8 protein-coding genes and 1 pseudogene are annotated in these 13,251 nt (G+C 61.4%); 4 read left to right on the forward strand and 5 right to left on the reverse strand.

From position 1 onward, the window contains the following. Positions 1–31 precede the first annotated feature (31 nt). Positions 32–6,007 (reverse strand): alpha-2-macroglobulin, encoded by a 5,976-nt coding sequence (locus AAIE04_RS21670; protein WP_498577666.1) that lies wholly within the window; start codon positions 6,005–6,007, stop codon positions 32–34. 146 nt (positions 6,008–6,153) lie between these two features. Beyond that, on the reverse strand, positions 6,154–6,480 hold the full coding sequence (locus AAIE04_RS21675) for a YqcC family protein (protein ID WP_025160237.1): 327 nt from the start codon (positions 6,478–6,480) through the stop codon (positions 6,154–6,156). A gap of 178 nt (positions 6,481–6,658) precedes the next feature. Between AAIE04_RS21675 and AAIE04_RS21680 the strand changes: the two genes are divergently transcribed. Further along, positions 6,659–7,897 (forward strand): MFS transporter, encoded by a 1,239-nt coding sequence (locus AAIE04_RS21680; protein ID WP_025160236.1) that lies wholly within the window; start codon positions 6,659–6,661, stop codon positions 7,895–7,897. Between the two features lie 609 nt (positions 7,898–8,506). Here AAIE04_RS21680 and syd read toward each other — a convergent pair. Beyond that, positions 8,507–9,055 carry a SecY-interacting protein gene (gene syd / locus AAIE04_RS21685; protein ID WP_063917938.1) on the reverse strand — a complete coding sequence of 183 codons (549 nt, stop codon included), beginning with the start codon at positions 9,053–9,055 and terminating at the stop codon, positions 8,507–8,509. 67 nt (positions 9,056–9,122) lie between these two features. Between syd and queF the strand changes: the two are divergent. The 3 genes and pseudogenes from queF to xni form a co-directional block, all read left to right on the forward strand. Further along, positions 9,123–9,335, forward strand: a pseudogene (gene queF, locus AAIE04_RS21690) (NADPH-dependent 7-cyano-7-deazaguanine reductase QueF); the annotation flags it as partial. Between the two features lie 192 nt (positions 9,336–9,527). Next, the gene (gene ppnN / locus AAIE04_RS21695; RefSeq protein WP_019455737.1) at positions 9,528–10,892 is read left to right on the forward strand and encodes a nucleotide 5'-monophosphate nucleosidase PpnN; all 1,365 of its coding nucleotides are present in this window, start codon (positions 9,528–9,530) and stop codon (positions 10,890–10,892) included. A gap of 55 nt (positions 10,893–10,947) precedes the next feature. Continuing rightward, the gene (xni, locus tag AAIE04_RS21700; protein ID WP_498577667.1) at positions 10,948–11,706 is read left to right on the forward strand and encodes a flap endonuclease Xni; all 759 of its coding nucleotides are present in this window, start codon (positions 10,948–10,950) and stop codon (positions 11,704–11,706) included. A 39-nt stretch (positions 11,707–11,745) separates the two neighbouring features. Here xni and rlmM read toward each other — a convergent pair whose 3' ends face one another. Then, entirely contained in the window at positions 11,746–12,849 is a 1,104-nt protein-coding gene (rlmM, locus tag AAIE04_RS21705) for a 23S rRNA (cytidine(2498)-2'-O)-methyltransferase RlmM (RefSeq protein WP_019455735.1), read from the reverse strand. Then, the gene (locus AAIE04_RS21710; protein WP_025160235.1) at positions 12,842–13,237 is read right to left on the reverse strand and encodes a DUF423 domain-containing protein; all 396 of its coding nucleotides are present in this window, start codon (positions 13,235–13,237) and stop codon (positions 12,842–12,844) included. The genes rlmM and AAIE04_RS21710 overlap by 8 nt, the downstream gene beginning before the upstream one ends. Between the last annotated feature and the right edge of the window lie 14 nt (positions 13,238–13,251).

A 13,251-nucleotide genomic window follows, 5' to 3' on the forward strand; every position in this document is an offset into this window, starting at 1 on the left:
CACCAGGCGTTGGCCTGGCGCCGGATACGGCCTAATCGTTGCTCGCCGGCACGACCACCAGCTTGCCGCCGCCTGCCGACATGGCCTGCACTTCACGGTCGTACATGGCTTCACCGTAGGCCGGTGGAACAATAAAGCTGCCGGTATTGGTGGCCTTGATTTGATAAACGAACTCCTGCACTTCGGTGCCGGCGCTACCGTAGATAATCACCCGATCTTCGCGGATATCGCTGTAGTCCGGCGCCCAGGTGGAGCCGGACGCGGCCAGCGGCGACTGCCAGCCGCCGCGATCGTCGCTCTCTTCACCGGCATCGGCCGGCTCCGGCGGCGTCTGCTGCACCACTTCGAACCCGCCCGGCAGCAGATCGACGATCGCCAGGTTGCTCTGCCCCTCTTTCGAGTTGGCGCGCACCTTCAGATGGACGTTGATCTTCTGCCCCAGCGTCACCTGCGTTACCGGCTTGCCCTGTTCGTCGGTGTAATCGCGAACGATCTCAATCCCGCGCGACAGCGCTTTTTGCGGCGCATTCAGGTCGTAACCGGCCTGCGTCACCACATACCAGGCCGGCGCGCTGCCGCCGTTGGTGAAGCGCACCGCGGTGGCATCGGCGTTGAATTGCCCCTGAACGAACAGCCCCTGCAGCTCGCTGATGCGCTGCGGCTCGCCGCCGGCTTTGCCTACCTGCACGATGCCTAATGCATCCGCATTGGCGGACTGCGCCGCCACCTGGGCCGAATAGCTTTCCAGCGCCAGAATGCTCATCGCGGAGGAGTAGGTGGTGTAACGCTCTTCTTTCAGCGCCTTGACCATATTCTCCAGCACCTGCGGTGGGATCGACGCCACCTTCTCCGGGAAGTGGCGGGTAATCAGATACAGCCGCGTCGCATCCTGCACCAGCGGATCGAAATAGTTCTGCGTCCACCAGGCGCTGTCATACGCCTTGCTCAGCTGCTGCCAGCTCGGTTGCAGCAGCGCGGCGGCTTCGTCGTCCATCTTCAACAGGCGATAGGAAGAAGCTAGATACAGCGCGCTCAGATCGGTTTTCCACCCCTCGCCATAGCGTTTTTGCAGCGTATCCTGCACCGCCGCCAGCGAGTTGGTGGTCACTTCGCCCTGCAGCGTCAGCAGGTAAACCGCCCAGCTGCGCAGACGCAGCAGATACAGATCGTCGAATCCGCTGGCCGCCAGCTCGCGCAACGCACCGTTGGCCTCGTCCAGCATGCCGTCCGGCAGGGCATAGCCCGCCGCTTTGGCTTCGAGCAGATACTGCACCACATAAGGCGTGACGAAAGGATCGGCATCCGGCGACGAACGCCAGGCGCCGATCGCCCCGCTGTCGTTCTGGCGGGCACGCAGCACGCCCAGCAGGTTGCGCAGCTGCTTGCTGACTTCCGTCTGGCTCAGGCTGCTTTTCATCTCCGGATGACGACTCTGCAGCATCAGCGGAATGGAGCGGCTGACGATCTGCTCGGAACAGTAATACGGATAATCCGCCAGGTATTGCGCCAGCCCGCTGGTCAGCACCAGCGGTGAATGAGATACCGCCGCCCGGCGCTGGGCGAAAGCGTCGAACATCTGGCGCAGGCCGTCGACGTTCTGGCTGCCGCCGCTCATGCGCCCCATCACCGACTGGGTGCGGTACGGCGCCGCCGGCCGCACCGAGGTGCTGACGGTGCGGCGGCTGGCCTGGTCACCGTAACGGGCATCGAACACCAGTGGCGCATCGCCCAGCACGGCTTTGGCGCGCAGGCGGAAGGTGATCACGCCTTCGCGTTTTTCCGCCAGCGTCAGGCTTTGCGTCGCGTTGCCCACCACTTCCAGCTGCGGCGGCGGCGTCAACAGAACATTGACGGCCACCGACTGGCCGTTCAGCCCTTCAAGATTGTTGCTGACGCCCACGCTGACGTCGAACTCGTCGCCCGGCGCCACCATCGCCGGCACGTTTGGCGTCATGATGAAGTTGTCGCGCACCGTGGCGGCGGTTTGCGCCTTGCCGATTTTTTCCGGCGTCACCGAAATCGCCATGACGCGGATCTTGCCGTTGAAGTAATCAGGCACCGGATAGACGAACTGCTTCTCGCCGCTGACTTCGGTAATGCCGGACCAATAGGCCACCGGCTTGTCGCGCTTGCGCTTGAACGGGTTGAGATTGAGATCCAGCCCTTCGCCCGCATCGCCGCCCGGCGCCGCGGTCAGCGCCATCAGCTTGCTGAATTCCGGCAGGATCAGATCGAGGATCTGCGAGCTGCTCACGTTCAGTTCGCGTTTGCTGAAGAAGAACTCCAGCGGATCCTTCAGACGGTAACGCGCCACCTGCAGAATGCCCTCATCGACGGCGAACAGCGCCACCTGCTGCGGCGCATCGGTCTTGACCGTCATCGTCAGGTTTTCACCCGGCTTGATGACCTCCGGCGCCGTCACCTCGAGGCCGTTCTGGCGCGCCTTGGTGCTGATCTTGAACGGCATCACGCCGTAGCTCAGCGGGCTCATGAAGATCTCGCTGGAGTTAATGTCGCGCACGAACTGCACGTTGATGTAGCCGTTGCCCTCCATGCCGGCCGGCACGCGGATCTTCTGCACCGAACTGGTGGTGTCGGTGTGGAACCACTGCCAGGCGTAAACCTTGTCCTTTTCGATGGTGATAAGCCCGCTGCCGGTATAAGGCGCGTTGATCGCCACCTCAATCTCCTCGCCGGGCTGGTACTCCGCCTGGTTCAGTTTCAGCTTCAGTTCGGCGTTGCGATCCAACGAACGGCTCAGGTTGGCATTGCCGGCTACGCTGTAGGCGACGCGGTTAAGCGTCTTGCCCTGCGCATCCTCGATCACCAACACGAAGTCGCCCGGCTTATCGGTCGCCAGCCGCAGATCCGCGCCCTGTTCGCTCAGCGCCAGCGGCTGTTCCGACAGCTGCACTTCCTTCATCTTCGACTGGTATTTGTAAACGCCCGAATCCTGCTTGGTCAGCACCGAAATGTATTTTTGCTCTATCAGCACCTGTTTCAGATTCGGCATGGCGATCTGTTTCAGGGCCGGATCGATGGCGATCACATTTAGATGCCGCTCCGCGTCGCGGTTGATATAGCCCAGATCGCCATCCGCCTTCACGCCGACCAGGTAATCGTAAGGCGAAACCAACGTGCGGGCAGTGGCCGCCACGGAACGCCCGCCGCCGGCGACGAACGCCTCCGACAACAGCTGCAGCTGATAAGTGGCGTCGGCGTAGGATTTCAGATCGAGCGGAATGTCGGCCGCGCCTTGTTCATCGGTGGTGCGATCTTCCAGCTCGGTTTCGAACCCATCGCTGTTTTGCCGGTTTTCGTAAAATGCATAATCCGGGAAGCGATCGAAGCTCGGATACATCGGCCGCAGCGTCAGCCTGGTCGTCACGCGGCGATCTTGCGCCGGGGTGCCGAACAGATTCTGCACATCGATGCTGGCCTTCAGCTCAGACGGCTTGACCCAGCCTTGCTGGCGATTCGGCGTCAACGCCAGCTTCACCTTCAGCTGATCCGGTTCGAACTCCTTCACATTGACCGCAGTGTGGCCGAGCAGCGTGGAGGTGTCGTTGTTTTTGCCGATCAGATACAGATAGACGTTCCACTCGCCGGTAGGCGAATTTTCATCGGTGGTATAGCTCAGCTCGTTAAAACCGCTGGCGCCCAGCGTCAGCGGCACGGTGGACATCAGCTTGTCGCGCGGATCGCGAATTTCGGCGCGCACCGGCACGCCGGCCAGCCCGATGCGCCAGTCGGCGGCGCGGGTGATCAAGCCGATGTTGAAGGTATCTCCCGGCCGATAGACGCCGCGATCGGAGAACAGGTAACTGCTGAGCGTGCGCGGATCGGTCGGCGTTTGTTCACCGGCAACGTCGAAGCGCGAGAAGTCCAGCCCGCGATCGTTATAGCTGCCGGTCGGCAGGAAGGAGACATCCCCCTCTTTCTCCACCAGGAACATCACCGGTTGGCGCTCATTGGTGTACACGTCGAGCGCCGGGAAGCGCACGTGGCCGTCGGCGCCGGTGGTTTGGCTGAGCAGCGTCACGCCGTTTTTAGCCACCACCGACACGGTGGCGCCGCTGACCGGCGCGCCGCTTTGAATCGACTGCACGAAGACGTCGCGCGTCTTATCCTGCGAACTCTTGGCGACGATGCCCAAATCGGTCACCACCACAAAGCGCGAATCGCCGACGTCGGGCTGATCTTCTCCGGTGCTCTCCTCCGGTTCCTGCTCCTGCTCGTCGCCCGCCTCTGTCGCCGCCGGTTTCCGGTTCGGTTGCCATTCGGACAGCGTCAACAGGAACACTCCGCGATGGGAGCTGGCGTTGGTGGAGAGATAACGGGAGAGATCGATGCCCTGATAGTTCACTTCCCCCGGCCGCTCGTTGTTAAGCGCGGTCTGGTATTTGAAGTGTTCGGTAAAATATTCGTCGTTGAGCCGGTTGAATTCCGTTGACGAGTACTCCCGGCTTTTGAAGGAGACAATGTGCTGCAGCTGGCTCGGGATCACCCGCTTGATGTCCAGCCGCAGGCCCGCCACGTTGCGCGCCGCCACGCTGATCTGCTTGTCGCCATTGACCGACAGCAGCGAGCCTTGCGACATGAACTGCAGCGATTTCGGGAACTCCGGCACTTCGACCACCCGGTAAACCTTCTTCGGCATCTTGTAACCGCCGACGGAGACCAGCTTGTTGTCGATTTCGAGCAGCACAAAGCGATGCGCCGGGGCTTCAAAACGGAAGCTGAACTGCGGTTGGTAGGCCTCCTCCGCCTCATTAAGCGTCAGCGGCAATGCTGTCGCCTGCGCCAGCACGTTTTTGCCGACGCTGTCGACCGTCCATTGATAGAAGTCTTCGGCATCATTGGCCGTCTCGGCATCGCTCGGATCGTGCTGCGGCAGCAGCCACGCCTTGGTGGCCTTCGCCAGCTCGGCATCCTTCACCGCATCGCTGAAACCGACCACCAGCGCACGCTGGCCTTTACCGCTGTCGGTATCCACCACCTGAGCGCTGGCGTCGTTCAGCGCCAGGCTGTACAGCGTCGGTACCTGGACCCAGTTGCTTTTCGCCTCTTCGACCGCGTTGCCGGCCACCGTCGATTTAATGCCCTTGCCGACCGTCAGATGCACCGCACCGCCCTGATCCAGCGCCTGCAACGGCTCGGAATGCACCCAGGCGTTCAGTTTTTTCTCGTCATAGACCAGAGAGAAATTCAGCTTCTTCTCGGAGGTGGTGCCGCCTTCCTTCAGTCCCAGTGAAATCTGTTTTTCAAAGCTGGCGACATCGACCGGCGCATTGAACTGCACATTGAAAATCGCGCTGCGTTTCTGCGCATCCTGCGGATCGCGGTAATATTCGGCCTGCCCCAGACGGTAGTCGAACGCAGGCACGGTGAAGGCATAGCGGGTTTTAGCGAGCTTGGTCTGCGGCGCCAGCAAGGTGGCGGGCTCGAGCGTCACGTCATATTTTGCGCCCATCGGCAGCGGTTTCTTCGGCGTGAACACCAGCGTCGACTCATTGTTCCACGCCCACTGCCCTTCCGCCGCCGGCTTGAGGGTGATGCCGGCGCTCACTGCTTTACCCACTGCGGTTATCGGCGCGACCGAGCCGCTGAAGCTCAGGCTCACCGTTTGCGGCGCCTGCCGGGCGGCGGCGTAATCTATCGGCGCGGGATTAGCCAGCTCGGCGCTGACCTCTTGAACCACCATCGGCGCCGGTTCGATGGGCTGGGGGCGGTTTTGCCACCAGTGCCAACCGTAAAACGCGCCGCCCGCGGCACCTGCCAGCAGCAGCAGGCCCAGACCGATCGCCTTCGGGTGTTTATCCACGCCGCTTTCGAGCCGCAGAAAACCGCGCGGCAACGCAGCCCACCAGGCCGGAGCGCGCCAGCTGAGGTTGCCGACCAGCGGCCTCAGCAGCCGTCCCAACAGCGACAACACGCCCCCCAGCAGGCGGCACACGCCCTTAACCAGGGTAAAAGGTAAACGCAGGATAAACCTTAATAAATCCATTATTGCAGCACCTCATCATCCTAATGCAGCCCCCGGTCAACCGCCGCGGTTCAACCGAGCCGAAAGACGCCGTCGGCTCTCCTGCCCGGCATCCGCGCGAGTACTCTACACTGCCGGGCGGCAAAAATCTGCGCGCCGCCGGCGAATTACGGCTCTTTATTCAACATCAAATCCAGCTGCTGCAGCAGCACCAACAGCGGCAGGCTGCTCGGCTCACGCTCCTTCAACGCCTCTTCAAAATAAGGCGTGATGGCGAAGCGCGTCGGCAATGGCGCTGCGGCGTCCAGCAGCGCATACATGCGCGGCAGAAACACCCACTGCAACCAGGCTTCGGCCGACATGCTGTCAATGCAGAACGGCTCGGTGCTGGAGAAAGCCTCAGGCTCGGGCGGAGCGGCCTGCCACAAAGCCAGATCGCGCATGGATTGTTCAATCGCCTGCAAACTGCGGCGAACCTGATTATGTATACTCATCTGCATTCCCGATCTCTTTTCATCATGGTATCCAGCACGCTGGCTGAAAGGCGGCAAAGCATAGCATTTTTATAGCCCAAATTCGGCGCGCCTGAGGCCGGCCGCCGTTTTTATCTGGTGGCGCTCGCCGCCGCGCGGCACAATAGGCCCACCGAACTCACCACACAGATAAAGATTCATGTCCGTAATAACAGAGAAAAAAAACCACGCGACGCCCGGTAAGGCCATGCTGGCCTCGGTCACCGGTTATGCCATGGACGGGTTTGACCTGCTGATCCTCGGCTTTATGCTGCCGGCCATCAGCATCGAATTAGGATTAACCTCATCGGCCGCCGGTTCGCTGGTCACCTGGACGCTGATCGGCGCGGTGCTGGGCGGCGTGATCTTCGGCCACCTTAGCGATCGCTTTGGCCGCATCCGGGTGCTCACCCTCACCATCCTGATGTTTTCGCTGTTCACTGGCCTGTGCGCCGTGGCGCAGGGGTATTGGGATCTGCTGGCCTACCGCACCCTGGCGGGTATCGGGCTGGGCGGCGAGTTCGGCATCGGCATGGCGCTGATCGCCGAAGCCTGGCCGGCGGAAAAACGCAACCGCGCCTCGGCTTACGTCGGCATGGGCTGGCAGTTGGGCGTGCTGGCGGCCGCCTTCCTGACGCCGCTGCTGCTGGAACATATCGGCTGGCGCGGCATGTTTTTGGTCGGCCTGCTGCCGGCGCTGGCGTCATTCCTGATCCGCCGTACGCTGGGCGAGCCGGAAGAGTTCGTGCGGCAGAAAGACGCCGGGCAGCCGCTCTCTTTTCTACAGCGTTTGCGTCTGTTGTTTAAGGATCGCGCCACCAGCAAAGCCAGCATCGGCATCTTCATTCTCTGTTCGGTGCAGAACTTCGGCTACTACGGGCTGATGATCTGGATGCCGACTTACCTGGCGAAAAACTTCGGCTTTTCGCTCACCAAGTCCGGTCTGTGGACGGCGGTGACGGTCGTTGGCATGACCTTCGGCATCTGGCTGTTTGGCGTCCTGGCCGACCGCTTCGCCCGCTGGAAGATCTTCGTGCTTTATCAGGTAGGCGCCGTGGTGATGGTGATAGGTTACGCCCAGTTGAGCGATCCGATGCTGATGCTGTTCGCCGGCGCGCTGATGGGCCTGTTCGTCAACGGCATGATCGGCGGCTACGGCGCGCTGATTTCCGATACCTATCCGGTGCAGGCGCGCGCCACCGCGCAAAACATCCTGTTCAATCTGGGGCGCGGCGTCGGCGGGCTGGGGCCATTGGTGATCGGTGCGCTGGTGACGCAGGTGTCGTTTACCGCCGCCATCAGCCTGCTGGCGGCGATTTACCTGCTGGATATCTACGCCACGCTGTTCCTGCTGCCGAAAAAGCAGAGCGCAGGCGATACGCTGGGTGCGATTGGTTAGCGCTGGCGATAGATTAAGGCGGGGCGCACGCGCGGCGGGATAGAACAAAAAGTTGGGGGCACTGCGTTAACAGTGCCCCCGGTTCGTTTTATAGCTATCCCGCTACACAGCGTGCTCCCTGCTCAATCCTTGAAAACTTTTCCTGCGGCCATCCTGACCAAGTGGTCCTTGCATCATCCTGCAGCATCGTCCTGACGCGGTTCCTCAGCCTTCCTGACCCACCGACAGTCCTGTGCCGGCTCTCAATCTCCGTCCTGGAGGTGTCCCTGGTTTCTATCCTGAAACATCCTGGGCATCTCCTGACGCCATCCTTCGCTCTTGCCTGAGCGCATCCCTTTCTTCTTCCTGAAGCTGCATCATCCTGATGCTTTCCTGCTCCGCCGGTTCCATGCCGGTAACGATAAGATCGCTTAAATTCCCCGGAATCACAAGGGTTTGGGAGACATCTCACACTAAATTAACACTAAGAGTTATCCTAAAGAAATTCTAACCAATTGATCTGGATAACAATAATCTCATTGTTCTAAACGAGGTGAAAAAAATTAAGAGCGATCTCTCACAGCCCGTGTGAGAGATCTCTTACACGATCGGCGGTGAATCCGACGCGCTTCAGTCCAGCACGGGGCGCAGCGCATCGAGGAAATTCCCCAGCGTCGCCGCCAACAGGGTGCGCTTATCGCTACCGAATTGTTCCAGCACGACGTTGCCGCTGACGTTGCACAGCGACACCATCGTCATCTCGGATTCGGTGGTCGCCAGGAAAAGGGTCGGCGACAGCTTGAGGCGCTTTTGCGTCACCAGATGACCGATCAGGTTCTCCTGCAGGCGGATGAAATCATCCTCGCTCCAGACCTGCAGCAGGCTCAGGCGATGCTCGCCAAACTGGGCGCTCATATCGCCCGCGTATTGTTGCGTGTAGAAACGGTGCGCGTCCGGCTGCAAACGCAGCTCCAGCGCGGCCTCGACCTTCTCCAGCGTCGCCGCCGGCTCGAAAGGCTGCGGCAACCACAGCACTTCGTCCTCGCGGTTCTCCACGATGCAGGGCGACGGCACGCCGTACAGCGCCTGGCTGGCCGGCGCGTGGCCGCGCGCTTGCTGCCACAACTCGACATAACGTTGAGTGAATTCACGCAGAGCGTGCGATACATCATGGTCCATATTCTTTCTCGCATACGTTAAACTGGCGGCCATTGTACCTATCTCTGACCAAGGTGACAGCAGATGCGAAGCGCTGTTGCGCTACCTGGTCTCCTTTCGCCACCACAACGAGTTCCACGAGCAGTGCGTCGAGCGCATCTTCAACGATCTGATGCGCTATTGTCGGCCGCAAAGCCTGACGGTGTACGCCCGCTATACTCGCCGCGGCGGGCTGGATATCAACCCGTGGCGCAGCCATGTCGAGTTCACTCCCGGGCATGGCCGCCTGGCGCGCCAATAAGTGCGAAACATTGCTCAACAACTGAGCTAACGAGCGGTTTGTGTTGGTAAAAGCGCGGGGACGGCGGTAAGGTTAAAACGAGGCTGCGGCCGGGCACAGCGCCCGCTGCGCCGCAGCACGCCAACCATAACGAGATGCTGTTTTGCTGCGTATGGATTACTACCGCCCCGCACCGGGTGCAAAGGAGTTACCTTGATTACACACATCAGCCCGCTTGGCTCTATGGATTTATTGTCGCAGCTGGAAGTAGACATGCTGAAGCGCACCGCCAGCAGCGACCTGTACCGCCTGTTCCGCAACTGTTCGCTGGCCGTGTTGAACTCCGGCAGCCAGACCGACAACAGCAAACAGCTGCTGTCGCGCTATGAAACCTTCGACATCAACGTGCTGCGCCGCGAACGCGGGGTGAAGCTGGAGCTGGTCAACCCGCCGGAAGAGGCGTTCGTCGACGGCCGTATCATCCGCTCGCTGCAGGCCAACCTGTTCGCCGTGCTGCGCGACATCCTGTTCGTGCACGGCCAAATCGCCAGCGCCGGCCGTTTCCAGCACCTGAACCTGGAAAACTCGGCCCACATCACCAACCTGGTGTTCTCGATCCTGCGCAATGCACGCACGCTGCACCTGGATGAAGATCCCAATATGGTGGTGTGCTGGGGCGGCCACTCGATCAACGAGAACGAATACCTCTACGCGCGCAAGGTCGGCAGCCAGCTGGGCCTGCGCGAGTTGAACATCTGCACCGGCTGCGGGCCGGGCGCCATGGAAGCGCCGATGAAAGGCGCTGCGGTCGGCCACGCGCAGCAGCGTTACCGCAACAGCCGCTTCATCGGCATGACCGAACCGTCGATCATCGCCGCCGAGCCGCCTAACCCGCTGGTCAACGAGCTGGTGATCATGCCGGACATCGAAAAACGCCTGGAAGCCTTCGTGCGCATCGCGCACGGCATCATCATCTTCCCGGGCGGCGTCGGCACCGCCGAAGAGCTGCTGTACCTGCTGGGTATCCTGATGAACCCGGAGAACAGCGAACAGGTGCTGCCGCTGATCCTGACCGGGCCGAAAGAGAGCGCCGACTACTTCCGCGTGCTGGACGAGTTCATCATGAACACGCTGGGCGACGCTGCGCGCCGCCACTACACCATCATCATCGACGATCCGGCAGAAGTGGCGCGGCAAATGAAGAAAGCCATGCCGCTGGTGAAGGAAAACCGCCGCAACACTGGCGACGCCTACAGCTTTAACTGGTCGATCCGCATCGCGCCGGATCTGCAGCTGCCGTTCGAGCCGACTCACGAGAACATGGCAAACCTCAACCTGTATCCGAACCAGCCGCCGGAGCAATTGGCCGCCGCGCTGCGCCGCGCGTTCTCCGGCATCGTCGCCGGCAACGTGAAGGAAAACGGTATCCACGCCATCGAGCAGTTCGGCCCGTACAAGCTGCACGGCGAACCGCAAATGATGAAGCAAATGGACAGCCTGCTGCAGGGCTTTGTCGCCCAGCACCGCATGAAGCTGCCGGGCAGCGCCTATGTGCCCTGCTACGAAATCGTAGCCTGACCCTCAATCCCGGGCGGCGTAACAGCCGCCCTGTTTTTTTCCGACCTGACAGCCCATGATGATACACCTACTGATTGTCGACGCCCTGAACCTCATCCGCCGCATTCACGCCGTGCAGGGCTCCCCTTGCGTCAGCGCCTGCCGCCATGCGCTGCAGCAGCTGATCCAGCACAGCCGCCCGACCCACGCGGTGGCGGTATTCGACGAGGACGACCGCAGCGACAGCTGGCGTCACCAAATTCTGCCGGACTACAAGGCCGGGCGTTCACCGATGCCGGAAAACCTGCAGCAGGAGATGCCGCAGCTGCGCGAGGCCTTCGCCGAGTTGGGCGTCGCCAGCTGGCATTCCCCCGGCAATGAAGCGGACGATCTGGCGGCTACGCTGGCGGCGAAGGTCGCCGGCGGCGGCCATCAGGTGACCATCGTCTCCACCGACAAAGGCTACTGCCAGCTGCTGGCGCCGAACGTGCAAATTCGCGATTATTTCCAGAAACGCTGGCTGGATATGCCCTTCGTGCAGCAGGAATTCGGCGTGCAGCCGCAGCAGCTGCCGGACTATTGGGGGCTGGCGGGAATTGGCAGCAGCAAGATCCCCGGCGTGGCCGGCATCGGGCCGAAAACCGCCGTGCTGCTGTTGCAACAATCGGGCAGCCTGGACGGGCTGTATCAGCACCTGGAGCAGGTGCCGGCGAAATGGCGCGGCAAGCTGGAACAGCACCGCGAGCTGGCCTACGTCAGCAAACGAGTCGCCACGCTGCGCACCGACCTGTCGCTGGACGGCAACCTGCAGCAACTGCGCCTGCCGATACAATAAGGGCGCTGCAAGCAGCGCCCTTCATCAAGCTTAACGCGATTAATCGCGCTCGTCGCGCCGGCCCGGCACCGCCGACCACATGCGGCGCACGTGCACGGTGATCTCTTCGCGGTCATGGTACAGCTGCTTGGCATGCACTTCGACGCTGATGCCGGCGGCGCCCAGCGCTTCGCGGATGCTCATCAGGTTTTGCGACACTTCCTCATAGCGCTTTTTCATCGGCAGCTTAAGGTTAAAGATCGCTTCGCGGCACCAACCTTTCACCAGCCACTGAATCATCAGGCTGGTCACCTTCGCCGGTTTCTCCACCATGTCGCACACCAGCCAGTAGATCTTGCTGCTGTTCGGCTCGAACTTAAAGCCGTCGGCGCGGTGATGCGTCACCTGGCCGGTTTCCATCAGGCTCGGCGCCATCGGGCCGTTATCCACCGAGTGTACCATCATGCTGCGTTTCACCAGCTGATAGGTCCAGCCGCCCGGGCAGGCGCCCAGATCGACCGCGTGCATGCCGCTGGCCAGGCGTTCGTCCCACTCGTCGGCGGGGATGAACACATGGAACGCTTCTTCCAGCTTCAGCGTCGAACGGCTCGGCGCATCGGCCGGGAAGCGCAGACGCGGAATGCCCATATAGAACGGCGAGTTGTTATTGCTGTAGGAGTAACCGACGTAGCAGCAGCCCGGCGCGATGAAGAACACGTGCACCACCGGGCGGGTCGGGTTCTCGCGCGCCATCAGCACCTTCTGCTCGCGCATCGCGGCGCGCAGCGGCACCGTCAGCTTGCGGCAGAATTTCATCAGCTCTTTGCTTTCGTTGGTGTCCGGCACTTCCACCCGCAGCTCGCCGCCGCGATCAACCACGCCGATCAGCATGCCGACGATCGGCGATACCCGATCTTCCGGCGGCAGATCGCGCAGCAGCTCGCCCACCACGATCATCTGACGGGCGAAAATCAGTTCGCGGAACGGAATTTCCCGCGCCAGCCGGTCGGCGTCATCCGGCTGGTAGCATTCGAACAGCACGTAGCCGCTGTGCTCTTTTACCCGCGCAAAGCCGTAAATCTCCAGTTGGGCGGCCTTGTCGGTGATCTCCGCCGCACACTCTTTCTCAAAACCGGGACGGCAGTACAACGCAATCTTATTCATGGCGCTCGGCCTTTTTCCTCAGACGCAAAGCGCCAATCAACATCAATATCCAGCCGATCAGGAAGCACACGCCGCCAACCGGCGTGATGTATACCCAAACCTTCAGGTGCGACAGCGCCAGACAATAGAGGCTGCCGCTAAACAACACGGTGCCGAGCGCCAGCAGCGCCCCGCTCCAGTAAAACCACAGGCTCACGCGGCGCTGCATCGCGACCGCCAGCGCCAGGATGGCCAGAGTGTGGAACCCCTGATACTCCAACCCGGTGCGGATCCAGGCCATTTCGTTGGCGCCGAGCGTACCGCTCAGCACATGCGCGCCGAATGCGCCCAACGCGACAAACACAAAGCCGCTGATAGCGGCGAAAACCAGCATGGAACGGCTGCTCATCGTGATCTATCCCA

Source organism: Serratia sp. Ae19-1, assembly GCF_059801225.1.